Source organism: candidate division WOR-3 bacterium, from assembly GCA_039801905.1.
Lineage (GTDB): Bacteria > Hydrothermota > Tepidihabitantia > Tepidihabitantales > JBDRVQ01 > JBDRVQ01.
Map to the genome: position 1 here is coordinate 13,204 of JBDRVQ010000015.1, position 26,930 is coordinate 40,133.

General features: G+C 43.9%; 26 protein-coding genes. 4 read left to right on the plus strand and 22 right to left on the minus strand.

Annotated features, from left to right (window positions below; translation table 11 throughout):
- Positions 1 to 20 precede the first annotated feature (20 nt).
- From nifU to ABIL00_04235, 4 genes are all read left to right on the plus strand, one after another.
- The gene (gene nifU, locus ABIL00_04220; GenBank protein MEO0109966.1) at positions 21 to 407 is read left to right on the plus strand and encodes a Fe-S cluster assembly scaffold protein NifU; all 387 of its coding nucleotides are present in this window, start codon (positions 21 to 23) and stop codon (positions 405 to 407) included.
- 4 nt (positions 408 to 411) lie between these two features.
- Positions 412 to 585 (plus strand): hypothetical protein, encoded by a 174-nt coding sequence (locus ABIL00_04225; GenBank protein MEO0109967.1) that lies wholly within the window; start codon positions 412 to 414, stop codon positions 583 to 585.
- A 2-nt stretch (positions 586 to 587) separates the two neighbouring features.
- Complete coding sequence (gene rd, locus ABIL00_04230; protein MEO0109968.1) at positions 588 to 752, plus strand: rubredoxin; 165 nt, start codon at positions 588 to 590, stop codon at positions 750 to 752.
- Between the two features lie 68 nt (positions 753 to 820).
- Positions 821 to 3,493, plus strand: a complete 2,673-nt coding sequence (locus tag ABIL00_04235; protein MEO0109969.1) for a S8 family serine peptidase — start codon at positions 821 to 823, stop codon at positions 3,491 to 3,493.
- On the opposite strand, the gene ABIL00_04240 is transcribed toward ABIL00_04235, so the two are convergent.
- The 22 genes from ABIL00_04240 to ABIL00_04345 form a co-directional block, all read right to left on the minus strand.
- The gene (locus ABIL00_04240) at positions 3,490 to 4,218 is read right to left on the minus strand and encodes a metallophosphoesterase family protein (protein ID MEO0109970.1); all 729 of its coding nucleotides are present in this window, start codon (positions 4,216 to 4,218) and stop codon (positions 3,490 to 3,492) included. The genes ABIL00_04235 and ABIL00_04240 overlap by 4 nt on opposite strands.
- Entirely contained in the window at positions 4,196 to 4,630 is a 435-nt protein-coding gene (gene nusB, locus ABIL00_04245) for a transcription antitermination factor NusB (protein ID MEO0109971.1), read from the minus strand. Before nusB ends, ABIL00_04240 begins: the two co-directional genes overlap by 23 nt.
- Positions 4,631 to 4,638: 8 nt before the next feature.
- Entirely contained in the window at positions 4,639 to 5,106 is a 468-nt protein-coding gene (gene ribH / locus ABIL00_04250) for a 6,7-dimethyl-8-ribityllumazine synthase (GenBank protein ID MEO0109972.1), read from the minus strand.
- Between the two features lie 8 nt (positions 5,107 to 5,114).
- Positions 5,115 to 6,320: a bifunctional 3,4-dihydroxy-2-butanone-4-phosphate synthase/GTP cyclohydrolase II gene (locus ABIL00_04255; GenBank protein ID MEO0109973.1), complete on the minus strand. Its 1,206-nt coding sequence runs from the start codon at positions 6,318 to 6,320 to the stop codon at positions 5,115 to 5,117.
- A 650-nt stretch (positions 6,321 to 6,970) separates the two neighbouring features.
- On the minus strand, positions 6,971 to 7,864 hold the full coding sequence (locus ABIL00_04260; GenBank protein MEO0109974.1) for a DMT family transporter: 894 nt from the start codon (positions 7,862 to 7,864) through the stop codon (positions 6,971 to 6,973).
- The gene (locus tag ABIL00_04265) at positions 7,860 to 8,171 is read right to left on the minus strand and encodes a DUF721 domain-containing protein (protein ID MEO0109975.1); all 312 of its coding nucleotides are present in this window, start codon (positions 8,169 to 8,171) and stop codon (positions 7,860 to 7,862) included. The genes ABIL00_04260 and ABIL00_04265 overlap by 5 nt, the downstream gene beginning before the upstream one ends.
- Positions 8,161 to 8,643: a metallophosphoesterase gene (locus ABIL00_04270; GenBank protein ID MEO0109976.1), complete on the minus strand. Its 483-nt coding sequence runs from the start codon at positions 8,641 to 8,643 to the stop codon at positions 8,161 to 8,163. The genes ABIL00_04265 and ABIL00_04270 overlap by 11 nt, the downstream gene beginning before the upstream one ends.
- A gap of 1 nt (position 8,644) precedes the next feature.
- Complete coding sequence (locus ABIL00_04275) at positions 8,645 to 10,198, minus strand: sigma-70 family RNA polymerase sigma factor (GenBank protein MEO0109977.1); 1,554 nt, start codon at positions 10,196 to 10,198, stop codon at positions 8,645 to 8,647.
- 11 nt (positions 10,199 to 10,209) lie between these two features.
- On the minus strand, positions 10,210 to 11,841 hold the full coding sequence (dnaG, locus tag ABIL00_04280; GenBank protein MEO0109978.1) for a DNA primase: 1,632 nt from the start codon (positions 11,839 to 11,841) through the stop codon (positions 10,210 to 10,212).
- 2 nt (positions 11,842 to 11,843) lie between these two features.
- Positions 11,844 to 14,120: a Smr/MutS family protein gene (locus ABIL00_04285; GenBank protein ID MEO0109979.1), complete on the minus strand. Its 2,277-nt coding sequence runs from the start codon at positions 14,118 to 14,120 to the stop codon at positions 11,844 to 11,846.
- 81 nt (positions 14,121 to 14,201) lie between these two features.
- Positions 14,202 to 14,402 carry a 30S ribosomal protein S21 gene (gene rpsU, locus ABIL00_04290; GenBank protein ID MEO0109980.1) on the minus strand — a complete coding sequence of 67 codons (201 nt, stop codon included), beginning with the start codon at positions 14,400 to 14,402 and terminating at the stop codon, positions 14,202 to 14,204.
- Positions 14,389 to 15,138 (minus strand): 16S rRNA (uracil(1498)-N(3))-methyltransferase, encoded by a 750-nt coding sequence (locus ABIL00_04295; GenBank protein MEO0109981.1) that lies wholly within the window; start codon positions 15,136 to 15,138, stop codon positions 14,389 to 14,391. The genes rpsU and ABIL00_04295 overlap by 14 nt, the downstream gene beginning before the upstream one ends.
- Positions 15,139 to 15,141: 3 nt before the next feature.
- Positions 15,142 to 16,281, minus strand: coding sequence for a molecular chaperone DnaJ (gene dnaJ / locus ABIL00_04300; protein ID MEO0109982.1), 1,140 nt, complete (start codon positions 16,279 to 16,281; stop codon positions 15,142 to 15,144).
- Positions 16,282 to 16,359: 78 nt separating this feature from the next.
- Positions 16,360 to 18,249, minus strand: a complete 1,890-nt coding sequence (gene dnaK, locus ABIL00_04305) for a molecular chaperone DnaK (GenBank protein ID MEO0109983.1) — start codon at positions 18,247 to 18,249, stop codon at positions 16,360 to 16,362.
- Positions 18,250 to 18,312: 63 nt separating this feature from the next.
- Positions 18,313 to 18,771, minus strand: a complete 459-nt coding sequence (locus ABIL00_04310; protein MEO0109984.1) for a nucleotide exchange factor GrpE — start codon at positions 18,769 to 18,771, stop codon at positions 18,313 to 18,315.
- A gap of 265 nt (positions 18,772 to 19,036) precedes the next feature.
- Positions 19,037 to 19,165 carry a hypothetical protein gene (locus ABIL00_04315; GenBank protein MEO0109985.1) on the minus strand — a complete coding sequence of 43 codons (129 nt, stop codon included), beginning with the start codon at positions 19,163 to 19,165 and terminating at the stop codon, positions 19,037 to 19,039.
- 66 nt (positions 19,166 to 19,231) lie between these two features.
- Positions 19,232 to 19,441, minus strand: coding sequence for a hypothetical protein (locus ABIL00_04320; GenBank protein ID MEO0109986.1), 210 nt, complete (start codon positions 19,439 to 19,441; stop codon positions 19,232 to 19,234).
- A gap of 43 nt (positions 19,442 to 19,484) precedes the next feature.
- Positions 19,485 to 21,125, minus strand: a complete 1,641-nt coding sequence (locus tag ABIL00_04325) for a hypothetical protein (protein MEO0109987.1) — start codon at positions 21,123 to 21,125, stop codon at positions 19,485 to 19,487.
- A complete protein-coding gene (locus tag ABIL00_04330) occupies positions 21,095 to 22,801 on the minus strand; it encodes a T9SS type A sorting domain-containing protein (GenBank protein ID MEO0109988.1) in 1,707 nt (568 codons plus the stop codon). The genes ABIL00_04325 and ABIL00_04330 overlap by 31 nt, the downstream gene beginning before the upstream one ends.
- A gap of 6 nt (positions 22,802 to 22,807) precedes the next feature.
- On the minus strand, positions 22,808 to 24,304 hold the full coding sequence (locus tag ABIL00_04335; protein ID MEO0109989.1) for a FlgD immunoglobulin-like domain containing protein: 1,497 nt from the start codon (positions 24,302 to 24,304) through the stop codon (positions 22,808 to 22,810).
- A 1,237-nt stretch (positions 24,305 to 25,541) separates the two neighbouring features.
- Positions 25,542 to 26,165, minus strand: coding sequence for a hypothetical protein (locus tag ABIL00_04340; GenBank protein ID MEO0109990.1), 624 nt, complete (start codon positions 26,163 to 26,165; stop codon positions 25,542 to 25,544).
- On the minus strand, positions 26,162 to 26,930 hold a 769-nt coding region (locus ABIL00_04345), incomplete at its 5' end, for a hypothetical protein (protein ID MEO0109991.1). The genes ABIL00_04340 and ABIL00_04345, both read right to left, overlap by 4 nt.

Sequence of the window (26,930 nt, forward strand, 5' to 3'; positions counted from 1 at the left end):
GGCGGAAAAGGAGGAATAGGATGTATTCAGAAAAGGTAATTGAGCATTTCAAAAACCCAAGGAATGTCGGAGAGATTCCGGATGCAGATGGCGTTGGGGAAGTTGGCAATCCGGTCTGTGGCGATATGATGACCTTTTATATCAAAGTGAAGGATGGTGTCTTAGTTGATGTGAAGTTTAAGACCTTCGGTTGTGGGGCGGCGATTGCGGTCTCCAGTATCGTCTCCGAAATGGCGAAAGGAAAAACAATTGAAGAAGCATTAAAAATTACTCGGGATATGGTCGCCAAAGAGTTGGGGGGTCTGCCTCCCAATAAACTCCATTGCTCAAATTTGGGGGCGGATGCCCTCCACAAGGCGATTGAAGATTACTTGAAAAAACAGGAAAAAAGCAAAAGGGAGGGTTAGGGATATGAAGAGAAAAGAGAAATGTCAATGTCCATTTTGCCAGCAAGAAATCTTTTATGATGACCTGATCTGCCAGACCTGCGGGATGGCATTCTTTCTCTGCTCTTGTGGTCAACTCGTTTCCCAAAAAGATAAGTGTTGTCCAAAGTGTGGGGAAAAAGTAAAGGAAAAGGAGTAGATATGAAAAAGTGGCAATGCACAATTTGTGGTTATATCTACGACCCCCAAAAGGGGGACCCAGATAACGGAATTCCACCCAATACCCCATTTGAGAATTTGCCGGATAACTGGGTCTGCCCGGAGTGTGGGGCGGAAAAGGATATGTTTGAGGAATTGGAAGATTAAAAGCAACAAGAGAAGTTGGCGTTGACATTTTTCTCTTTTGCTTTATAATCAAAAAGTTAGGAGGAGATATGAAACAGATATTAGTATTTTTATTTTTTCTCGTTTCCTTTTCTTTATGGGGAAAAGAAATTTACTCTCCGGGTGAAATTATTGTGGAGTTTGCACCCGAGGTTCGTGCCCAGTTGTCCCGGGAAAAGAATAACTCCCTCTCTTTTTCTGACGGCATCATCCTCACTGGTTTACCCAAGGTGGATGAGTTAAATCGGAAATATTCGGTAATCGCGGCTCGCCCCGCTGCCCGGAAAATTACCCCCCTCGTAGAAAAGTATAATCTTGACCTCTTATATCTCTTTATTTTTGCCGATAAGGAAATTGAAATAGAAAAGGTGATTAAGGAGTATAAGGCGCTAAAAGAGGTAAAAGATGTTTTACCCAATTACGGCTTTCCCGTAGATAGGATTCCCAATGATCCCCTCTTCGGCAACCAATGGCATCTACCCAGGATGATGTGTCCGGAAGCCTGGGACTTCACTACTGGTGATACCAATGTGACTCTTGTCGTCATTGACCAAGGGGTTGATTATGGCCATCAAGATTTAATCGGGAGTTTCTGGGTAAACCGGGCTGAAGACTTGAATGGTAATGGTCGTTTTGATACCTTTCCACCACCGGAAGGTGATTTAGATGGTGTTGATCAAGATGATAATGGCTATTATGACGATGTGATTGGCTTTGATATGGTCGATGGGGAACCAAATCCGATGCCGGACCCCGGTAGCGACCACGGAACAATCTGCCACGGTATTGCCTGTGCCCGAACCGACAATGGAGTTGGTGTAGCATCAGTTGGTTGGCAAGTGCGAGGGATGAATCTCCGCTGCGGAACTGGTGGTTATATTTATATCTTTCCGGCAATTTCTGGCATCATTTATGCCGCCCAGAATGGTGCCTTTGCCATTTCTAACAGTTGGGGTGGTAGCAGTTATATCCCGCAAGTCAATTCCGCAATTCAGTTCGCCTGGGAGTCGGGTTGTGTCATCTCCGCCTCCGCTGGTAATGAGTATTCCGGCGGGGCACCCCGTTATCCTGCCTGTTACGAACATGTAATTGCCACTGCGGCCAGTGACCGTAACGATTGGCATTCGGTTTGGGGAGGCGGCCAACAGTCAAATTATGCGGATTGGGTTGATGTCTCCGCCCCTGGGAGTGGTGTTTTAACGACAACCAATAACAATGGTTACGGTGCCTATGATGGAACATCAATGTCTTCCCCTTGCGTTGCTGGTCAAGCCGCCTTAATGAAAGCCGCTTTTCCGGCGATGACTAACGATGAGTGTACAACAAAAATCTTCTTAACCTGTGACCCTATGCCTGATACCCTTTATGCACAAGGACTTTTGGGACACGGGCGGATTAATGTTGGTAAAGCAATCCTCTCCTCGGTTTGGTGCCACCTTACGGTTTTGGATTTCCGGATTAACGATGCCAGTGGGAATAATAATGGTGTACCCGAACCCGGCGAAATCTGCGCTCTAATCGTCACCTTAAAAAATGCCAGTGGTTGGCAGAATGCGGAAAATATTACCGCTCATCTGACAACCAGTAACCCATTTATGGAGATTATGAAAAATTCCGCCAGTTTTCCCAATATTCCAGCAGGAGGCACAGGCTCTTGCTCCCAGGATTCATTTGTCTTCCGCTTACAGGCAGCCGCCCCACCCCAAAAAGTGAAATTTTTAATGACTAAAAACTCAAATCCCCGCTCTTTATATCTAATTGATACCCTAAATATCACTTGTGGTTTCCCGCGGGTAATTTTGGTTGATGACGATGCGGGGCAGAATTACGAACGATGGTATAAGGCGGCCTGTGACTCCTTAGCGGTTCTCTACAAATTACACGAAATTGCTACCCAAGGTGTTCCTGCTGCGGAAACCTTAAGGCGTTACCCAGTAGTCATCTGGTGGACCGGCTTAGATAGCACAACGAGCCTCACCGCTCAGGAAAGGACGGTCTTACAAAACTACCTGGATAATGGAGGTAAACTCTTTATCTCCGGAGCAAATATCGGTCAGCATATCGGAAGCGAACCCTTCTACACCAATTATCTGAAAGCGCAATATGTGGCAAATCATTCGGGGGTGATTTATATTTACGGTGTCTCCGGTGACCCAATCGGGGGCGGTGATTCAATTGTCGTTGGTGGTTCGGGTGGTGCCAATAACGGGAGAACCAATGATGTGATAAACCCAACCGGGGGGGCAATTGCTACTCACTACTACCGCGGCACACCGACATCCTATGCCGGAATTAGATACGAAGGAAGTTATAAATTGGTTTATTTCGCTTTCCCATTTGAAGCGGTAAATTACACCAGCCGGTATGTCCAGAAACCGGAACTTTTGAGAAGAATTCTTCTCTACTTTGGTGAACAACTCCCTTACGGGTTAGAGGAAGAAAAGAAGGAAGAGTTAACCCAAAAAGAGATGAAGAGATTTTTATCTCTTAATTCCAATCCCTTCTCTAAGGACGGGATAATATCCTTCTGTCTACCATTCTCCCTTCCTCTACGGATTGAACTTTATAATGCCAGCGGACAACACATTCAAACTGTCTATTCCGGGGAGGGAAAATCCGGTTTGGTAAGGATTCCTAACGGTTTGAAATCAGGCATCTACTTTTTTGAACTTAAAACACCCTTCAATAAGGAGAGGATAAAAGCGGTTAAGATTAAAGATTAGCGACCAAGAAAGAGTCTTTCCGCTAAAACTCTCGGTAGCCCGGCCTCCAATATCTTTTGGGCGGCGGTTTTGATATCGTATTTTAATTTGATAAACTTAAAACTCTTCCGATTTTGGTCATAAATACCGAAGGTGGCGCAGGGATTGCCATCCCGGGGCTGCCCAACACTCCCGACATTTATCAGATACCGCTTACCATCTTCAATTAAAAATTCCTCTTCTCTGATTAACCGATAGTTTCGGTCACTTTTCTCAACAGCAAAAGGGATGTGGGTGTGACCGATGACACAGATCGGTTCGGTAAAAAAACGAAATTGATATTTCGCCTCTTCCAGAGAAAATATGTACTCCCAACTCTCGGGAGAATGGGGTGAAGCGTGGCAGATGTAGAAAGGAGGGAAACGTTCTTTGAGGCGCAAGGGGGCAAGATAGGCAAAGGCTTCTTTATTTAAGTGCCTTTTGGTCCAAATAATTGCCTCCTGGGCAACTTCGTTAAAATATCGGATCGGGGTTTTATCTAAGACCCCGGCATCATGATTTCCTAAAACGATATGGAGATTTTTAATTTTGGCTAAGGAAGATAAACATTCATAAGGGTTGGCACCATACCCAACGACATCTCCACAACAGATAACTGAGGAGCACTTAGCCTCTTTAATATAATTTAGAACTACTTCTAATGCCTCCCAGTTGGCATGGATGTCAGAGATGATTGCGATCTTCATTCTTTCCAATAGTATTCTGGTAGATGCCATTTAATACCCCATTGATGAATCTCCTTCCGGCATCGTCGGTATATTCTTTGGCGATTTCAATCGCTTCATCAATCACCACTTTTGGGGGGATGTCGGGAAAATAGAGAAGTTCACAAGTGGCTACCCGGAGAATTGCCCTTTCTAACAAATGGAGGCGATTAAGCTTCCAATCTTTTAAGTTCTTCTTTATTACCTTATCAATCTTCTTCCGATTCTTAATCAATTCTTCTATTAAGCGAATGAGATAGGAGAGGTTCGCGCCTGTAATTTTTAATCTCTTACTTATCTCCTTTAATAAATCCTCCACCGCATCGCCGCAGAGGTCTGAACGGTAAACAATCTCCATTGCCGCTACCCTTACTTTTCTTCTTCCCCCTTTCACCCTACTTCCTAGCCTTTTATCTTCTTTTTCAAATCCGCCATCTCAATCGCTGCCAGAGCGGCTAAGAATCCTTTATTCCCTTCCTTAGTCCCAGCACGTTCTACCGCTTGTTCTAAGGTATCGGCGGTGATGATGCCGAAGGAAACCGGAATACCGGTCTTTATTGGAAGGCGTGCAATCTCCTTTGCTACCGTTCCCGCGATGTATTCGGCATGAGGAGTATCTCCCCGGATGATTGCCCCTAAACAGATTAGCGCATCGTATTTTTTAGTTAAGGCGATCTCATGAGCAATGCCGGGAATTTCAAATGTGCCAAAGGTCCAGAAAATATCACACCCTTCCGCATTATGCCTTTCCAAGCAGTCAAGGGCACCTTTGAGCAGACTTTCGGTAATAAACTCATTAAACCGGGCGATGATAATAGCAAACTTCTTATTTCGGGCGTCAAATTGTCCCTTATATTCCCTCTTCTCCATAATACCTCCTAAAATAAATGACCTAACCTATTCCTTTTTGCTATCAAATAATTGATATTCTCTTTTGTTGGTTTGGTCCAGAGAGGAATCCTTTTTGTGACTTTGAGGCCAAATCCTTCTAAACCGATCACCTTCCTGGGATTATTAGTGATTAATCTAATGGTTGATAAACCCAAGTCGACAAGAATCTGGGCACCGATTCCATAGTCCCGAATGTCCGGGTCAAAACCCAAAGCCTTAGCGGAATCAACAGTATCATAACCCTTATCCTGTAAAGTGTAGGATTTGAGCTTGGCTAAAAGTCCTAAGCCTCTACCCTCTTGGCGCATATACAAAAGAACTCCCCTCCCTTCCTTCTCAATCATCTTTAAGGCAATCTTTAACTGATCCCCACAATCGCATCTTAGAGAAGAGAAGACATCACCCGTGAGGCATTGAGAATGGACGCGCACCAGAACATCTTTTTTCCCTCGCACCTCCCCCTTCACTAGAGCTAAATGGTGATAGTTCTCTATCGTATCTTCATAGAGATGGAGTTGGAATTCACCAAAGGCGGTAGGTAAGGGCGTTTGGAGAATTTCTCTCACCAATTTCTCCTTCTTCTTTCGGTATTCAATCAGATCCCGGATGGTGATAATCTTTAAGCGAAACCTCTGGGCTAATCTTATCAAATCTTTTAACTTTGCCATTTGACCATCTTCTGCCAGAATTTCGCAGAGGACACCGGCCGGGTAAAATCCCGCCAAGCGAGCCAAATCAACCGCGGCTTCGGTATGACCAGCCCTTCTTAATACCCCTCCCTTTACCGCTCTTAAAGGAAAGATATGCCCTGGTCTTAGTAAATCCTCTGGTTTCGTCTTTGGGTCAATTAGTGCCTTCACGGTTTTTGCCCGGTCGTAGGCAGAAGAACCAGTAGTTGTTCCTTCCCGGGCATCAACCGGGATGGCAAACGGAGTACCAAAACGGGCAGTATTTTCCCCAAAGATCGGTGGCAACTTCAATTCCTCTAACCTATCTTCGTTTAGGGCGCAGCAGATTAATCCCCTTCCGTATTTTGTCATAAAGTTTATCTTTTGAGGGGTTATCCGCTCCGCGGCGACGATAAGATCCCCTTCGTTTTCCCGGCTTTCGTCATCCACCACAATGATAACCCGACCCTTTTTTACATCTTCTAAGGCGTCCTCAATTTTAGAAAATATTGCAGATTTTTTCATTTTCCCCTATGATACAGAATAATTGGAAAAAGTCAATCTTTTCCGTACTATTTATTAATGACTATAAACAAGATAGCAAATCGTGTATCTTAGGGAAAAATAATAATTTAATGAAGATTTCTATTTTATCATCTCTTACCCACAAAACCCCATCAGAGGTATCTCAACTTCATCTCTTTTATTACTCCTTTCGGTATATCTTACAAAGACACCATCCCGTAAGTTTTATTATTGGGCGGGCTTTCTATTTGGTTTCCATTTTGGCCTTTCATTACCCCCTCGGTTAAGCTATCAATTAAGTTTCGGGTTAAAAATATAGTTAGAATCCGGATTAAATCTTCAATTAGACCCTTTGTTAAATTTATAATTATTCCTATTATTATTCTTTTTTAGTCAATGGCTACTTCTGTTAGCAACCCATAATAAAACTTTCGCAAAAAGGAGTCTTCAAATACGAAAGGGATATTCCATTCCCTTTCTCTAATCTTTCAAAATGAAAAGTGATGAGAATAACTGGCATTTTGTGTTCGCTTAACATCGCCTCTTTCGTATTTCTCTTTTGGAGTCAAAATTAGAACCCAATACTCCTATATAATAAATAAGGAATCATTGAAGAATCAAAGAAGAATCAAAACCAATCCTTAATGATTCTATCGCCTTTGGATAAATATTCCCAAGATAATAAACATTAAACCAATCACCGTAGAAGAAAGGATTTGTTCCCCAACTGTTAATCTAATAAAAACCAGAGAAAGAAAAGGAATTAAATAGATTAAATTACTCACCAAGGCGGTATTCTCCGCCAAGGAAAGCGCCCTTAACCACAAGGGAAAGGTAAGGCCCATCTCAAAAAGACCAACATAAATCGACCCCAATAACCCTATCCTATTTTTTAAAATAGAAAATGGTTGGTTAAATCCTTTTAAGAATAGGATATAGATGGTGGAAAAGATAAAGCCAAAAAGAAAATTACCAAATAACTTAACTGTCTCTTCCCGCTCATCTTTTAGATTATAAACCCAGTAGAAAGCCCAAACTAAAGCACTAATTAGAGCCAAAAAGACGCCCAAAGGATTAGTAAATTTTAACTCGCCAATCTCACCCCGAGTGGCGATAATTAAAACACCAAAGAAACTGACGAGAAGTGCCAAAATACTTTTAATCTTTATCCTTTGCTTCAATAGAAGAATGGAAAGTAAGGGTAAGATTATCGCCCAGGTCTGATTTAGGGGTTGCGCCATCTGTGCGGGCAATAGGGAATATGCTTTAAAGAGAATGGCATAGTAAAGAAATGGGTTCAAAAATCCCAAAAGGGCAGAACGGAGGTAATCTTTTCTCTTAAACCCTTTAAGGGGATTCAACTTCTTTTTGCGTTCGAGAAGAAAAAAGAGAAAGAGGAAGGAAGTAGTCGTTGCCCCCCATAATAGTTGATAAAAATCTAAATGGCGTAAGGTAATCTTAAAGGCGGAAGCAACCGTTGACCAAAAGAGAATAACTAATCCCGCATAAAGATAAGCCCTTTTCCGGTTTGGACTCTCCCTAATCTCTTCCCCTCAGGAATTTTATGTCTTTAATTGCTTCCTTACCAATCACTCGGTTTGCCTTATTGATTATTTCCTTCTTCATCAGAAGAAGTTGCGAACGCCAGGTGGGATTGGGACAAGAGAGATAGAGAATTCCTTCTTTCACCTCAACCGCTTTCGCATATTTTGCCACCTTCTCACCCACAATCTCCTGCCAGCGCAACACCGCCTGCCAGGCAACTATCTCCTCAGCCAATCCTAAATCGTGAATGATTTTTTTTATTGCCTCGCCGAGACGGGAAAAGTCTTTATCCTTATCAGATTTCAAAAATTTCCACCTCTCTTCTTTTCCAATCTAATAAAGCCACCGTTGCCCGGCCGGTAAGCCAGCCCGCTGCCTCTCCGGGATTGATTAAGAATGGCTTACCTTTTTGGGAAAAAACTTTATGGGTATGGCCGTAGATAACGAAATCCGCATCCCCTTTCAATTCCTTCGGTAATTGATGATAAACTAAAATTTTCCCACTATTAAGGTCCAAACTTAAAGGCGGATTGGTGATGAGAAGTTTATTCTCCTGCGCTATCTTTTCTAAACCTCTCCTTTCCCCATCGCAATTTCCAAAAACCCCAAAGAAAGGGAGAGATAAAGAAGAAAATTCTTTAAGGGTGAAGGGTGCTACATAATCGCCACAATGAATTACCAAATCCACCCCTTTCTCCTTAAAGAGAAGAAGTGCCTGGTGGACCTTATCAAGCCGGTCATGGGTATCAGAAATTATCCCGATCCGATTAACATCCATTTTAATCAATGAGCAAATCTTTGAGGATGGTAAACTTCTTTAAGAGTTTCGGTTGCGCCAAACGCCTTAACGCCTTCGCTTCAATCTGCCTTACCCTTTCCCGAGTGATGTTGAATATCTGACCAACCTCTTCTAAGGTCCTCTGAATCCCGTCCCCCAAACCAAAACGGAGCCTCAAGACCTTCTCCTCTCTCTTTGTTAGATATTTAAAAGCTTCCTCTAATTTCTCTTGCAAAAGGAGCCGACCGGTATGCTGATAGGGCGAGAGGGTCTTCTCATCGGAAAGGAAGTCTCCGATGAAGGAAGACTCCTCATCGTCCACTGGTTTATCAATGGAGATTGAGACCTGACTGATCCGGCGGAGGGCATCCAATTTTTCTGCTGGCATCCCTACCCGTTTCGCCAATTCCTGAAGGGTCGGTTCCCGACCGTAGGTTTGGATAAACTTTCTTTGGGCACGATTTAACTTATTCATCATATCAATGATGTGGGCGGGGATCCGCACCGTTCGGGAATGGTCGGCAATCGCTCGAGTTATCGCCTGTTTTATCCACCAGGTAGCATAAGTAGAAAACTTGAACCCTTTTCGGTAGTTGAACTTCTCCACCGATTTTATTAATCCCACATTACCCTCTTCCAATAAATCAGCAAATTCCAACCCCCGATTCATATACCGTTTGGCAATGGAGATTACCAAGCGGACATTCCCCTTTATCATCTTGTCCCGATTTTCTAAAATCTTTTTCTCGCAGGCTTCAATCTTTACAGCATTCGCCGCCATATCCTCCACCGTCATCTCGTATTTTTCTATGAACTCTTTAAGCCGCCTCCGCCATTCCCGGGCATTCTTCTTCTCCTTGGCTAACTTCTCCTTAATGAGAAGACCTTCTTTAAGAATCTCCCGGTATCTCTCCACAAACTTATTGATGAGGCCGTGTTGCAGAGAGAGGGATTGAATCCTTTTGATGATGCGCGCCTTAAGGTTTTCAATTCGCCGCTTAGCGGTTTGACTCTTTTTGTTTTTTAACTCTTTCCATTCTGCCAAAAGTTTCTTTATCCTGCGCAGACGCCGGATAAATTTCTGTTTCTCCCGCCACATCTCCCTCTTTTCCACCAGACACTTAAATTCAATCCGGGCAATCTGATCCAAAGTTTTACTCCCTTCCTCCAAAGACCTGCACTCCAAAAGGAATTCTTCAATAAGGGGTGGTAAGAGGAAAAGATAGGCCACAATCTCTCGATAACCCTCTTCCATATTTCTTGAGTATTCAATTTCCTCTTCCCTCGTGAGAAGGGGCAACTCGGACAAGTCGCGGAAATAGCATTTAATCGGGTCTTCAACCCGGCGCTTTGCCACCTTAGGCTTTGCTACCTTCTCCACCTCGTTTTCCGTGCCCACGCTAATCCCGTGCCGATTCAATTCTTTAATCACCTCTTCAATCTCTGAGGGTTCAATATCTAAGGGCAAAGAGTCCTCAATTTCCCGGTAGGAAATTTTTTTACCGGGACCAGCCTTATTGATAAGGGTGGAAATATATTCCTTAATTTGCCCCATATTTTCTCCTTTCATTTCTTTCTCATCAAATTTCTCTTCAGTTCTAAAAATTTTTTTAACTTCTCTTCATCTTCCCCAATCTCTTCTTTTAGGGTATCCGCTAAAACCCTTTTTAAGAGAAAGAGGAAGTCTTTTTTCTCGGGTAAACTTTCCTCCCGAAAGGTGAGGGTGGTAACCAACTTCTTCTCCTCCTCCCTTTCCAATAAATCACAGACCTCGCTCGGTGTAAAGTTTCTATCACAGAGGCGATAGAGTAAATCAACAATCGGCTGATACTGGAGAGGAAAGGCGTTCACCGGTAAAACCGAACGCGAAAGCTGAGCATATTCCGGAGAAAGGAGGATGTAGGAAAGGAGTCTCTCCTCTTTACGCCGCACTGCTTTCGCCACTCCGTTTTTCTCTTCCGGCCGAAGTCTCTTTCCCAAGGAAAATATCTCCTTCTTCACCTTAAAAATCTCCGCCACCTTATTAAGGTAAAGTTCTCGCAAAATCTCATCCCCAATTTCTGGAATAATCTCTTGGAACTGACCAATCATCTCCCTTCTTTCTGAAATCCGGGAAAGGTCTTTTCCTGTCAATAAAAAGTCGACCAAATCCTTAGCATTGGCTAAGAGGGATTGATAAGCCTCCTTTCCTTTTTCCCGCACGAATTTGTCTGGGTCATAACCATCCGGCAATTCCACAATTAAAGGGTTGAGACCGGCGCGCAAAGCGATCATCCCCGCCTTTTTCGCCGACTCCCTGCCCTGGGCGTCACCATCAAAAGAGATGTATAAATCACGACAGTATCTCTTAATCAGAAGTGCCTGGGATAAAGTGAAGGCGGTGCCCAATGGCGCCAAACAGTTATTTATTCCCGCCTGAGTTAAAGAGAGGAGATCAAAATAACCCTCCACCAGTATCGCCTTACCTCCCGGCAAAAATTTCTTCGCTTGATAGAAACCATAAAGGTTCTCCCCTTTCTTAAAGATTTCGGTCTCGGGCGAATTTAGGTATTTCGGCTCAATTCCTTCTTCTAAGGTCCTTCCCCCAAAACCGATAATCTTACCACTTAAAGAAAATATCGGAAAGATGAGCCGGGCGAAGAAGAAATCTTCAGCTTCCCCGTCCTTCTCCACAATTAAACCAACCCGGCGCAAAATTTCCAAAGGAATCTCTTTCTTCCTTGCCTCCTTCAATAACGAACGATTTCCGGGGGCATAACCTAAACGGAAAGCCTTCTGCACCTCTTCTTTAATTCCCCGATCCCTTAAATATTTTAAGACATTGGGATAGTAGTAGAGGTAATTGTTAAATAGGTTACAGGCAAATTCCATAACTTCATAAACCCCTTTCTCCTCGGGTTTTCTCTGCTCCCCTTCTATATCAATTCCCACCCTTTGGGCTAAAAATCGGACCGCCTCCGCAAAGGTCATCTTCTCGTATTTCATCAGAAAGGAGATCGCCGTCCCTCCTTCGCCACAACCGAAACAATGATAAAGCCCCCGCTCTCTATCAACATAGAAAGAAGGATTTTTCTCCAAATGGAAAGGGCAGAGACCACGATAGCGAGAGCCAACCTTTTTTAGGGGGATGTAACTCCCAATGAGTTCCACAATATCTACCGCCTCTCTTATTCTTTCTATCGCCTCTCTTTTAATCATCTTTACTTTAACTTCACAACCGTCACTCCTGAACCACCCTCTTCAGGTCTCCCCTCCCGAAATTCAGAAATTCTCTTATCCTTCGCCAAGAAGTCCCAAATCGCCTGGCGTAAAATCCCTTTTCCCTTACCGTGTAAAAGTTTAATCTCTTTACAACCGTAAAGAATGGCATCCTCTAAAAACCGCTCCACTTTCTCTAAGGCGAAAATCTTCTCCTCGCCCCGAATATTTAAGAGGGGAGAGAAAGGGGGTAAGGTATCTTCATCTTTTCTTGGGCTCGCGACTGGTGAACCTTCAGAAGAATTTACCTTCTCCTCAACCACTTCCAATTCCTGAGAAGGAATTTTCATTGTTAAACGACCGAGTGAGACCTTGGCTAATTCCCCATCCAACGCCAGAACCTCACCTTCCTGGTCAAACCGAACAATCCGTACCCGGTCGCCGACCTTCACTTCCCTTCTCTGAGTAATCAACTTTTTCCTCTCCTCCTTTATCTCCGTCATCACCTTTACGAATAACTCTTCACTCTCCTTAATTATCTCCTTAATCCTCTTTTCGTCGCGCAAAGGCCTCTCCCGCCATTGGCGGAGTTCGCTAATTAATTTTTCCACCTTTTCCCGATTCTCTTTTAAGAAAGTCTCTTTTGCCCGAATGAATTCCCGCCGCCATTCCTTCTCCTTCTTCTCCCATTCCCGTAATCTCTTTTCTAAAAGAGAATTTAACTCTTGCACCTTCTTCTCCTTCTCCGCTAAACTCCGATTGCGATTCTGATAATCACTAATCTCCTTTGCCAACTCCTTCACTTTCTCCGAAAAGGAGATAAAATTTTCCCCTCGCAGATTCTGAGCCCGAATAATAATCCTTTGAGGAAAATCAAGTAAGGAAGCGATCTCTAAGGCGCTGGACTCTCCTGGGAGACCGAGGATTAACTGGTAAGTGGGCTTCCCTTTAAATTCCATACTCCCCTGAAGGACCTCCGGGTCATTATAGGCAAAGAGCTTCACCACTGTCAGGTGGGTCGTAACAATTGTTATCCCATCTCTTCTCTTTAACTCTTCAATTAAGGCACAGGCTAAAGCACCACCCTCCTCCGGGGAAGTGGAGCCACCCAATTCGTCCAAAAGGATGAGGCTCTTCTTATTGCCGTCACTTGTCAAAATCTCCTTAATGTTAAGAAGGTGAGCGGTAAAGGCGGAAAGTGCCTCTTCTAAACTTTCGTTTTCGCCGATATCGGTAAAGAGATTATCAAAGAAAGGGATGACCGCACGCTGGCAGGGAGGAAAGATCCCACATTGACTCAGAAGGACAACAAGGCCGACAGTCTTTAAGAGGCAAGTCTTTCCTCCGGCATTCGGTCCTGAGACCACCAGAACCTTTTTACCCTTCATTACCAAATCTAAGGGGACAACTTCTACCCCTTTCAGTAAAAGCAAGGGATGGCGGGCGCCGATAATTTCTAAGGAATCATCTTTTATAAAGGTTGGCTTTGTCCCCCCAAACCTTTGGGCGAAGGATATTTTCGCCTGCCACAAGTCAACCAAACCGGCGAAGTCAAGAAGGGAGAGGAGGGCTGACTTCTCTTTCACCACCCCCTTGGTCAGGTCTAAGAGAATTTTCCTTCTCTCCTCAGCCATCTCCCTTTCCCGGCGCACCAATTGGTTTCCCAATTCCACCAAAGAAATCGGCTCTACAAAAAGGGTCTTTTCGCTTTCTGACAAGTCGTGAACAATTGCCGGTAGTCTCCCCTTCTTGAAAGATTTTAAGGGAAGGCAATACCTCCCATTCCTTATCGTAATCTCCCCATCCCAAAATAGGTCCGGATTCTCCCTTCTTATTCCCTCCAACTTTTTAATAATTTCCGCCCGGATACTTTTCGCCTCCTCGTTCAGTCTCTTTAAGAGGGGAGAAAATTCTGGTTTCATCTCTCCGAAATCGTCTATCGCTTCTCCAATCTTCTCCGCTAATCCTTCTATACGAGTGAAAAAGGGAGAGAAGTTTTCGCACCAGATCTCCTTCGGCACCCTTTTTAACTCCCCCAGCCCCAAAATCGTCTGCCGGATTTCGGCTAAGGTATTCGGTGTCAAACACATCCCTTCTTTTAAGGGGATAAGTGTCTCCCTGAGGTCTTTAATGCCGGATAGGGCATAGCGATTACCCCAAAGGAGGGAGAGCCGGAAAAACTCCTTTTCCACCTCCTCTTGATTGGGAAAAGGGGAAAGGGAAAGGGCCTTCTCTCTACCAATCGGTGTTTGGGTAAAAGATGCCAGGACCTCTTTCACCCTTGGGAAATCAAGGGATTCTAAGTCCCTTAACCGCATATAAGAACCAGGTCCCAACCCTTTCTTTTACCTTATGAACCTCTAAAACTCCTCCCGGAGGTAACGCAATCTCTTTCTTCTCCTCTCCGCTTCAATCCGCCTTCTTCTATCGGATGGCTTCTCGTAAAACTCTTTCCGCTTCATATCTTTTAGGATGCCGGCTCTTTCCACTGCTCCCCGAAACCTTCTAATAAAACTATCAAAAGGTTCGTTCGGTTTAACGATTATCTTACCCAAATTCATCACCTCCTCTTCTCTTTATTCTTAAACATTCACTAATAATAGAGAGGGCGCTTAATGCCGCGGTGCCAGTGGCGAGGCGCCGCTTCCCTAAGGAAAAGGTTAAAACCCCTTCCTTCTTCGCCCTTGCTACCTCCCAATCGGCAAAACCTCCTTCCGGACCAACAATTAATAATATCTTTCCATCCCCCTTATTCCAAGGGATGTCAAAAAGAAATCGCTCTTCTTCCTTCTCATAAGCAAGAAGGGCTAAGGAATAGTCCTTAACGAGAGCGATTAAGGAATCAAAGTTAATTAAGGGATAAAATTGAGGAAGAAAAGTACCCAGAGCGGTTTTCATCCCTCTCTGCGCCACCTTCTCAAATCGCTCCTTCTTAAAAGAAAGAAAACTTCTCTCCGTCTTGATGGGGATGAAACCCCTTACTCCCAACTCGGTCGCTTTTTCAATAAGGAAAGTAAGGTCGCGCCTTTTAATCGGGGCGAAGGCTAAATGGATGGCGACTGGTAATTCCCGGCTTCCCTCCCTCACCTCTAAAACCTCACCGGCTACCGAATTCGCCCGCGGATTAACCTCATTAATCTTCCCTTTATACTCCTTACCTTCACCGTCGGTTAAGAGAATCAAATCATCTCTCTCATTGCGCCTCACCTTAAAGCAGTGCCTCGCCTCTTCTCCCAAGAGGAGAAACTTCTTCTCGGAGATATTCTCCCTTTTCACTAAATAAATCTCTTCCCCCATCTTTTAATCACTCGCTTCTGGCCTTTTTGGTGGCGGGGGTGGAGAGGAGAACTTCTCTAACTCCCTTAAAATCTCCTCTTCCTTTACCGAGACCCGCCTTGGGACATAGACCTTCACCTTCACAATAATATCTCCCCTTCTTCCATCCAAACCTTTAATTCCCAATCCTTTAAGCCGGATATTTTCTCCGGATTGGATTCCAGGAGGCACTTCCACCTTCTTTGGTCCGGAAAGGGTAGGAACCTCAATCTCCCCTCCCAAACAGGCGATGGGATAAGAGATCGCCATCTCCGTTATTAAATCGTTCCCCTTCCTTAAAAATACCGGGTGCTCCTTTTCCGCTACTTCCACAATGATATCACCCGAACCACCAGGTCCGTAATGCCCCTCTCCGGGTAGGGTGAGGTAATGGGAAGGAGAGATGCCGACTGGTATCTTTATCTTCAATCTGCGGGAAACCTTCACCCGACCGCTCCCTTCACATTCTTTACAAATCTCCTTTATTACCCGACCCGTGCCGCCGCATTCCGGACAGGTATAGACCTGAACGAAAGAACCAAAGACACTTCGGGAGACCTCTTTCACCTGACCTGTTCCCTTGCAGCGCAGACAAGTAGCATTCCCTTTCCCTCCCTTTCCGCCACAGGCATTACATTTCTCATACCGGCCAACGGCCACCTCCTTTTCGCAACCATTGGCAATCTCTTCTAAGGTAAGAAATAACCGGACGCGAATATTTTTACCGGTTGGCTCCCGCTTCTTTACCCTTAATTCATCAAAGATATCAAAGATACTGCCCCCGGTTCGGAGTCGGGAGAAGAAGTCATCAAAGTCAAAATCACCAAAGATATCCCGAAAGACATCGGTATGAGTAAACTTATCCCAGGAGAAGCCACCCGGATAGACCTTCTGGGAGACCCCTTCGTGACCATAAGTATCATAAAGCCTCCTCTTTTCCTTATCCATTAAAACCTCGTAGGCTTCAGAAATCCTCTTAAACTTCTCCTCCGCCTCCTTCCGATTATTCGGATTCAAATCCGGGTGGTATTTTTTGGCTAAGGCATAGTAAGCGCGTTTAATCTCTTCTTCCGTCGCATTCCGGCTTACTCCTAAAAGTTCATAATAATCTTCCTTCTTCGCCATCTTTATTTAATAAGAAAATATTATCCTTTTTTCAAAATTCTCTTTATCCCAAATCAAAAACGTAATTATCTCCTTAAATTATTGGCTCGTATCGTCATAAACCTGATAGTCCGCCTTCGTCTCCTTCTTCTCCTCACTCCCCTCCTTTCCTCTCTTATAAACCGCCTCACCCAATTTCATTGCTGCCCTTTGCAACTCCTCAATCCCCTTTTCAATCCTTTTCCGGTCTTCACCTTTAATACTCTCCTTTAACTCCTTTAACTTCTCTTCAATCTCCTTCCGGTCGGCTTCGCTGAGATTACTTCCGTATTCCCGCAGATTCTTCTCAATATGGTAAATAACAGTATCCGCCCTGTTTCTCGCTTCCGCCAACTCCCTCCTCTCTTCGTCCTCAGCCCGGTGCAATTCCGCCTCCCTTTTCATTCGCTCAATCTCCTCCTTCGTCAATCCCGAAGAGGGCATAATCCGCATACTCTGTTCCTTCTTTGTCCCTAAATCCCGAGCGGTGACATAAAGAATCCCATCCGCATCAATATTAAACTCTACCTCAATCTGAGGTACTCCCCTGGGGGCAGGTGGGATACCATAAAGTTCAAACCGACCGAGGCTCTTATTATCCTTCGCCATCGGCCTCTCGCCTTGTAAAACATGGATCGTCACCTCCGTCTGATTATCAGCGGCGGTGGTAAAGATTTGACTCTTTCTCGTGGGGATTGTTGTATTACGTTCAATGATTTTGGTGAAGACACCACCTAAGGTCTCAATTCCTAAGGAGAGGGGGGTCACATCCAAAAGGACAACATCCTTCTTCGTATCACCGGAGAAGATTCCGGCTTGAATTGCCGCGCCTAAGGCAACGACCTCATCCGGATTTATCCCCCGGTGCGGTTCTTTATTGAAGAAATCTCTAACCACCTCAATCACCCTGGGCATTCTTGTCTGGCCACCCACGAGAATCACCTCATCAATCTCCTCGGGGGTCAACCTCTTGGGCTTAGCATTTTCCAGTGCTCTCTTTACCGGCTCAATGGTCATTTGGATTAAATCCTCAACCATTGCCTCCAAGTGGGCTCGGGTCAACTTCAACTCCAAATGGATTGGTCCCTTTTTCGGGTCCGAATAAATGAATGGGAGACTGATTGTTGTTTCCAATTTTGTTGATAACTCCCGCTTCGCCTTCTCCGCTGCCTCCCGAATCCTCTGCAAACTTGTGCGGTCGGTTGATAAATCAACACCGTGCTCCTTTCTTGCCTCTTCTAAAATCCATTTCACAATCCGCTCGTCGAAGTCATCACCGCCCAAATGGGTATTACCATCCGTAGAAAGCACACTAATCGTCCCTTCCACATAACCAATCTCAATTATTGATATATCAAAGGTTCCTCCACCCAAATCATAAACCGCAACTTTTTTGGGTTTTGCCTCTTCTCCTTTAAAGCCATAGGCAAAAGCAGCAGCGGTCGGTTCGTTAATAATGCGCAAAACCTCTAAACCGGCAATCTTTCCCGCATCTTTAGTGGCTTGCCTTTGGGCATCATTAAAATAGGCAGGAACCGTAATTACCGCCTTATCCACCTTCTCTCCTAAGTAAGCCTCCGCAGCATTCTTTAGGTATTCTAGGATCATTGCCGAGATTTGGGGTGGGGAATACCTCACACCATCAACTTCAACCCAGGCATCGCCGTTATCGTGAGGGACGACCTTATAGGGAACAAGTTTTATCTCCTCTTGCACCTCGGAATACTTCCGACCCATAAACCGCTTTATGGAGTAAATTGTCCTTTCCGGATTGATTATCGCTTGCCTTTTCGCCAGAGTTCCGACCAGTCTTTCTTTACCAAAGGCAACAACCGAAGGTGTAATCCTCTCCCCGTCCGGATTGGGAATAATTACCGGACGGTCCCTTTCCATAACCGCAACTGCGGAAAATGTTGTTCCCAAATCAATACCAACAACCTTCTTACCCATTAAATCCTCCTCCAAAGAGATCCTTTCATTAAATTAGACTCCCTTTCCCTTTCCCGCGATGCCTTATTTCTCCTTATTTCCATTTTTACTCACAACCACCTTCGCCGGTCTTAAAACCATCCCCTTAAAGGAATAACCCTTTGCTAACTCATCCACCACCATCAAGGGGGGACAATCATCCCTAATCACAAAGTCAACCGCCTCCCCTAATTTCGGATCAAAATCCTTCCCTAAAAGGGAATACTCCTCCACCCCATAATCAGAAAGGACCTTCTTCAACTCCTGATAAATTAGCCGAAACCCATCCCTTAACCCCTTCTCATCACTTTCCGGGGAATTAATCTCCTTCAATAAACGGTCGAAGTTGTCCAAGACCGGAATTAAGTTTTTGAGGAGGGGTAAAGAGGATAAGCATTCCAACTCTCTTAACGCCTTCTCCTTCCTTTGACAATAAGCCTCGTATTCGGAAAGGAGTTCCAAATACGCTTCTTTCAATTTCGTTACCGGACCTTTTTTTAACATATAATAAGATAGATAAAAAATTTTACCACTTTGTCAACTATCCGAAGGGAGAGGCCGGAAAAAGAGATTTTAGCAAAATAGTCAATCCCTTCGGAGTTAGGAAAGTAGACAGAATCTGTCTACTTTTTTCACATCTGTTTTTGTCTATAAGCCTTTGACTTTCAAATACTTGTTCTGTTTTTCCTAATTTATGGGGGTTAGTATAGGGAACCGCTTACTGAACCACTTACCAGATGGCTTCCTAAGCCCTTTTCAGAGGTATTTCCTATCTCGCCTCTTGGGTCGCCTTCTCTTCTGCCTTCAGAAGCATTTCCCCTTTTGCCTTCCCTTCCGCCTCTTGGGTTGCTAAAAGAAGCACCCTCCGAGGCACTCCCAGAACCGCTTTCCGGTTCACCTTCCCTATCTCCTACCCAATGCCTCCCCTAAAGAAGCCTGAGACTTTAAGAAAGATGCCGTGCTTTTAGATAATACTAACCACTACCAAATCGTAAAGCCCATTACACCAATTGATGGGTAAAAGTTTTTGTTGGGAAATCTTCAAAGAGAGGAAATTGACTAACCACCACATTAGTAGGTTAAAAACCTTGATTACTTTTTTTTCAGACCTTTCTAATTCTAAAAGTTTCTCCAAACCTGGGAAGAAATTCAAAATCCAATTTCTCTTCTTCAACCTTTAACTCGCAGTAAACAATCCCGATAACGTTTGCGATTTCTCAATATGAATTATAACCAACCCCATCGGTGTCATAATATCCAACCTCTTTAGGATTTATTGGATCAGAAACATCCAGGTTCTTAAACCAGCGAGACCATTGGCGATAAACGCTAAATTCCCTTAACTTACACGGAGAGGAGTTACTGCCCTCGGCATCAGTTTTGATTAAATAAACATCAGAGCGCCCGGAACCGAAGGATGTCGTCCAACCCGCAATAATATATCCGCCATCACCAGCTAATTGGATAGAACAGCCGTAGTCCTCCCCATTTCCTCCGTAGATATTTACCCAGAGCGCCTCACCGTTGTTATTAGTTTTAATAAGATAGATATCCGATAAATATGCCGAAGAAGAGGTTGTTCGACCAACAATGATATATCCACCATCCGGTGTCGGTTTCACCGAACTACCATAGTCACAAGCATCTCCACCAAAAGTCTTCTCCCAAATTTCATTCCCCAAATTATCAGTCTTAATAAGATAGAGGTCAAACTCACCTGCCCCGAAAGAGGAAGTTGCGCCAACGATGACATACCCACCATCCGATGTCACCTCAATAGAATATCCGAATTCGTCATAGTTTCCACCATAAGTTCGTTTCCAAATCAAATTCCCTATTCCGTCGGTCTTAATAAGAAATATGTCATACTCTTCCTTTTGAGAAGAATAAGTTGTGCCGACAATTACACAACCTCCATCCGGTGTCCGTTGAAGAGAATAACCGTGGTCGTAACTTCCAATATTAAATACCTGAGACCAGATTTCGTTTCCTCCTTCATCAGTTTTAATGAGATAGATGTCGGAGCCGCTACCCCCAAAAGAAGAGGCAGAACCAACAATTAAATATCCGCCATCCGATGTTTGCTGAACCGAATAGCCGTAATCGTAATCTCGCCCACCAAAGGTCTTATGCCAAATCTCATTGCCGAAAGCATCGATTTTAATTAGATAAACATCATATTCTCCGGCACCAAAGGATTGGGTAGAACCAACAACAATATACCCGCCATCCGGGGTTGGTTGAACAGAACGACCCCAATCATTATAAATCCCTCCATAGGTTTTCTGCCAAATTAAATTTCCCAATTCATCAGTTTTAATTAAGTAGACATCGGCTTCGCCCGCTCCTAAAGAGTAAGTTTCACCAGCGATAATATAACCACCATCTGAGGTCAATTGAACCGAATAACCGTAATCCCAAAGGGCGCCTCCGTAGGTTCTGCTCCAGATGTTGAGAATTTGCATCGGATGACCTTCCGACCAGGGAGAGAGGGCTCCCTTTCTATCCTTTGCCTGCCCTCTCACATAATATATACCCGGCTCGCACCAAGAATGTGCCATCTCCACCAAACTCCAAGAAGGTAAATATTCACTCCAATTCGATATATTCCCATCGCCCCAGTCAATCCGGAAAGAGACATAGTCGGAGTCTCGGTCAAGAATAAAGAATTGGAAGCGGTAAATGATACCCACCCCTCCATTTATCGGGCCGGAAACAAATCGAGGGATCTCCGGAGGTATATTGGTAAGTTCTCTCTTCTGGCACTTAAAAGTAATTAAGAGAAAAAAGATATTTATTAAAACCTTTTTTCCGGCTCCGAAAATCCTCACCACAGGATCAATTTTTTGGTGAAGCATCCCTCCTTAATCTTTACCCTCAAAAAATAGACCCCCGGTTTCAAATCTTTCACAACGAATTTTGTTTCCCGATCTTGGGGTTGAATAGAACACCCCCTAACCAATTTTCCGCTGGCATCGTAAATTCTTATCTCTTCGGCCACTGCCGGAAGGTGGATAAAGAAATAATCGCTCACAGGGTTTGGATAAATTATAAGTCTATCTTTTAATTGGGAACGCCCCATTTTTTCTATCTCCCCGGTAATCTTAAATACCCCGTCCGATTCGTCAGCCAACCAACCAGCCCCATAAGCGATAATCTTAACTCTGCAAGATTCCGAAGGAGTGTCCGGCACTGTCCAATGGTAAGTTGTTTCGGTTCCGGAAAGACCTGTAATAATTGGGTAATAACTGCGGCCGTTATCAATAGAATAAAATAGGGATAAGGAATCGCATCGTGGGGGATAAAAAAGCCACCATTGAATCAATTCGCAAGTTCCGGGGATAAACCTCTCTCCTCGGTTTGGTCTTTTAATTCTCACTCCCTCAATCTCTATAATATCAGTTTGGGGAATTGGGTCACCTCCCGAGATGATAATTTCCTGATAGTGGTTACTGTTCAAATCAGCGCAGTTAATCCAGGCACTGAAATTGCCAAACTGGTACTCAAATAAGGTGCGGAATTCACCATTGAGAAACTTATAGATTTTTATCTGGCTTCCCGCGGATTGAATTATCTCTTCTACTCCATCACCATCAACATCCGCGCACCGGCTTTTTACGATGCCCACACGGAAACAACCAAAGGTTGAACCAATATAACTCCTTTGATACCGATTATTACCAATCGCTTCCCACATATAGAGGTGAAAATTCCAAAATTGTGGCCAACCTATTAATTCAATAAAATTAATGAAGAATTCCGGTTTTCCATTCTGATTGACATCGTTTCCGGAGAAGGCATCAAAATGGCCATTGGGAAGAGGTATAGAATCAGTGAAGACTAACTGATATTGGTCATCGCTGATGTTTTCAAAGACTTTTACCCAATTCCTCCAACTGATTCCGGATAAAGCAAATTCCATCCTACCGTCTTGGTCAAAGTCGCCGAAAGCAATTGCCCCACCAGTCGTAAGAATACTCCTCACATCAGAACTCCAAACTAAGCGGTTATCGTTATTTCCACGGTTTTCCATTATGAAGATAACCCCTTGGCCCGTCGTATTATAGAGAATCTCTCGTCTACCATCGCCATCCAAATCCCCAGGGTAATAACTGTACCAACTTGTCATCTCTTCGCTCATCACACGATAAACCCAGTTAATCTCCGTCGGGTAAGAAGAAGAATTTGGACTTTCACAGGTAAGAACCAACATTCCCTCGCCTAAAGAATCTAATCCGCTTTCCAATCGGTCAATAAGTCCATCTTGGTCAACATCGCCAATATCCCATTTTCCCGTCCGATTCCCTATATTCCGGTAGTTAAGCTGAAATTGGTTCTGAAACCCATACTCCCAAATTTGCCACTCCCGACTCTGAAGATTAAAAGTAAGGTCAAGTCCTCCATCACGATTAGAATCAAAGAGGAGAGTGGGCAACCAGAAATGCCCAATGGGAAAACTTCCTCCAATTTTCTTAAACCGGCATATTTGAGCGGAAAAGAAAATGGGTAAGAAGAAGAGAAGAACTTTCCCCATTCGCTTTTACCTCGTTAGCGTAATCGCTCTACTCGTGGTCCCATCTTCGGTTGACACCCTAAAAATATAGACGCCATTAGGAAGATTTTTCCCTTGAGAATCCTTTCCATCATAAAGAAAGGAATAGCTCCCCGGATTTTGAAATTCATCTATTAGATTCCTCACCAATTTTCCGGATACGGAATAAATGTTCAGTTGAACCCTCTTGGGAGAAAGGAGTTGATAACTAATGGTGGTCGCCCCTCTTAAAGGGTTAGGTCCAACCCGAAAAGAATTTAAGATAGTTTCTTGAGTACTCTGTGACCCACCAATAGCGGGAATGTATTCCTTTCGGCGATAAAAAACCCACCCATTATCTTCAATCCAAATTCCGTGAAGCCATTGTTTTTCTTTACCTCCAAAGGCACAGTGCGGATAGCGAGAAGGGGCTAATGTATTAGAATACTGGTATTTTGTGCCATCAACCCAAAAATAAATCTCCCAATTGGAAGGAGAGATTTGCTCCTCGTAAATCACCGCCTTCCCGCCCCAAGAACTTTCCGGATGACCACTCTCTAAATCTCTACTTTTACTCACATTTATAGGTAATCCCCATTCGTAACCAATATTTCGGACCCGTGTATAAATTTCACCTATATTTTGTCCGAAATCGTTGGGACCACGCCAGACAATCGCTACTCTATTCTCCCCAAATTCAATTGAAGGGTAGGATGCTGGTTCAGTGCTAGAGGTAGAAATTCTTTTTCTTTCGCTCCAAATCGGGCAAGTTCCTCCTCGGATTATATCCGGATTTATCCGATTGGTATTTGTTCTATAATATAGGGTATCTCTTCTTATATAACAAATGTGAATAGTATCACAACCAGCGTGTCCACTTACAGTAATTGAAGGTTGGGATGAATTAACATCATCAACCGGACATCGCATCACTGGTGCTGGGTATCCTTCACTTAACTCCCAGGCAAGAAACTCAATACCTCCCTCACCAGTTATTTGGTCCCACCAGCGAAAGACGGTATAGGCCATTGGTTTGTTTCCACCCGAAGGGCTGAGGATTGTGGAGGTAGGCCAGACTCTAATCTTACCCAGGCGACTCCATATCGTAGCGGTAGTCCAATTATTAGGCGCTAACCTCACCCCTCCTCTTACCCCTTCATTAGGTGGTTCAAACTCAAGTAAGACCCCCCAACTTGCCCAAGGAGTGTTGCCATCAAGGGCAAGACTGGGAGCATACTCACCGTAACTAGTCCAGAGACCCTCAATGCTTGCCCAAGAAAGACCGCCATCTGAGGAATAGGTATATCCTAAATTTCCTGGGGGATTGCGGGGGCTAAGAAATAAGAGATGCAAAAATTCATTGGCTGAGTTCCGCAAAATCAGTCTTCCTTGATTAGGAAAAGTTGCCTCACTCCGCCAAACTTCCCAATGGGATGTCTGAGAAGAGAGATAGGTTAACGCTCCAATAGCTACTAAAAAAAGGTTAGTTTTTTTTAGCCACTTCATAATTCCTCCTATTTCTTTCCCTTACACTTTCTTAAGCAAAAATCGTGCCAAGATTCTATAAAAATAAATTATTGAACACCAATGACTTATAAAATAAGACCATCGCTTCTTGCAAAAAAAATTGGCATCGTCGCCAAAAAATTCGGCATTCCTAAGTAAAATATTGCCATCCCAATAAAAAGGCACTCACCGAGATTTGTTAAATTTTGTGGAAGAGAACTCTGAAAAAGTAAGTTTTTGATTTAGACCCCCAAAATTATCTTGCTTTTAGTCAACTTTAACCCCACTTCCCCTAATTTTGCCCTTTGCCTCTTACTTATTTTACTCCCTCACTTCCCACACAAGGACCTCTTATCATTATCTTTAAGTCTAAGGGAAAATAAGACACCCTTTTTTACACCTATTTATCAACCTCTCTCTCCCATCTATTACTTTCGTTTTCTCCCCAAATAAAACCTCCATTAAATTTACCTATCTTTCCTTCCCCTTCTTTAATAAAAGTGTCAAAGATCCGCCTAACAGACTGCCACATCTCCTTAAATTATAGGGATATACTATTATCATCTCTTCTCTTAATGGGTGGTTTTTATTTAGAAATCCTTCCCGAGGAGCAATTGGATAATCACCTTGAAAAAAACTTTCGGGAAAAAGTTTAGCTCGGCTAAACTTTTTCTTTACCTCATTTTACTTTTAAGATATTGATTTTACGATACTTAGCCAATTTTTCCATAATTTATGGGGGTTAGTATAGGGAACCGCTTACTGAACCACTTACCAGATGGCTTCCTAAGCCCTTTTCAGAGGTATTTCCTATCTCGCCTCTTGGGTCGCCTTCTATTCCGCCTTTGGGAGCATTTTCCCTTTTGCTCTCTCTTTTGCCTCTTTGGTCGCTAAAAGAAGCGCTCCCCGAGGCACTCCGGGGATGACTTCCTGGGACGCTTTTTCCACCACCTACCCGATGCCTCCCTCGGGGAAATTATTTAACCAATTTTCCAGATTCCGATGGGAAGAAGGCAAGCCTTATTATAACTCACTCTTTTTTGCCCTCTTGCCACTAAGGAAAAGAGATAGGGAGTGCCTTTTTAAGCGGATTGAGGAAATGCCTAAGGGAATGAGCCAAGAAGCCAAGGAGAAAGTGGCATCGTAAAATCAAAGTCTTAAAAGCAAAGCAATCGAGAGAAATTTTAGCCCGACTAAACTTTTAAGGGTTCAGATAGTGACAGAACGGACAGGAGGTCTAATGGATAAGACCCAGAAAATCTCTTAATAAGAAGGTCAATCGGCCAATCAAAAGGGAAATCCTTGCCATCACCGTGTAGCCAAAAGAGGCACCAAAACCAAGCATAATAAAGATTATTCCCAAATAGGAAATAGGCTTTAATATCCCTTTCCTCTCCGCCGAGAAGAAAAAATAGGTGATGGTGGCTAAAACACCGATTAAGATCAAAACCGCCGAAATCCCATCGCCAATTTTTTGAAACTGGATTGGTAGAAGGACCGTTGCCTTCATCTGTTCAATGATTGAGGCATCAATCACCCGGGGAATGGCTGCCCCAGCACCATAACCCATAACGAAAGCGATTGGAATCCGAACCAGCCAAGAGATCTTGGGAATAAACCTGGTGAAATATAAAGCGCCAATAAAGGCAACGAGAATAAGCCATAACTTTTCCCCCTTACTCACCGGCGAAACCAAACTGGGAACTAATACCCGATGCCAATAAAAGGTTATCGCATAGCCATTGGTGACGCCAACGAAAAGATGCTCACAGAAGCGATAGAATGGATTGTCCTTATAGAGAAAGGAGAATATCCCCAAGGTCAAAACCGAAGCCACCAAAACCCAAAAGTCGGTAGTCATCTCTTTTTCCTCCTTAATAAGAAAAAACTGATATTACCAATAATGATAAATAGAATAATTGCAATGTGAGCCAAGGTCTGGGCGGTCATCGCTTCGGTTGCCTTTCGCCGTCCCTTGATATTAAACTCTCTCTCTACCAACTCCTCATATTCCGCTGCTCCTTTCATTCCAGCCAAAAGACCCGTAACCTGACCGGAATTGAGGTAGGGATAGAAATCCGCGGCCTGGACCGCGGTTGAACCGGCTCCCACCCGAACCCCAAAAGATGTTTGGGAATAGGTGATATACCAAAATGGAGTGGCGGAACCAGAAATGGAAACGACAAGCCCAACATCCCGATAGTTTCTAATCTTTTTCAGAAAAGGCAAGGTATCGGTTCTATTCCCATAGTAATCCACCGGAAATACCTTAGAGATACTTTCTCCCATCCCCAAGAGGACAACCAAGGGTGGGGTTTGCCAACCAAGAAAGACATAGTCCCGACCATAGATGATACTATCGGAATTACTCTTTGCCCTTTCGTTAAACTCCTTAACCACGACCCGTAAAGCATCTTCCGCTAATCCCAGTCCTAAAATCCCTAAGGTCAAAACCCCAACTTTTACCCTGCGAGCAAAAGCATGCCTCAATAGGGCATAGGTCATCGGATGAAGTTCGGGTTCGGTATCAGGGGTGTAATCAACAGAGATGAGTAACGCTTTATCTTCTGGTATGTTATTAATGTAGTTGAAGAGTCTTGCTACCGGCGGCATCGGTCTCGGAGAG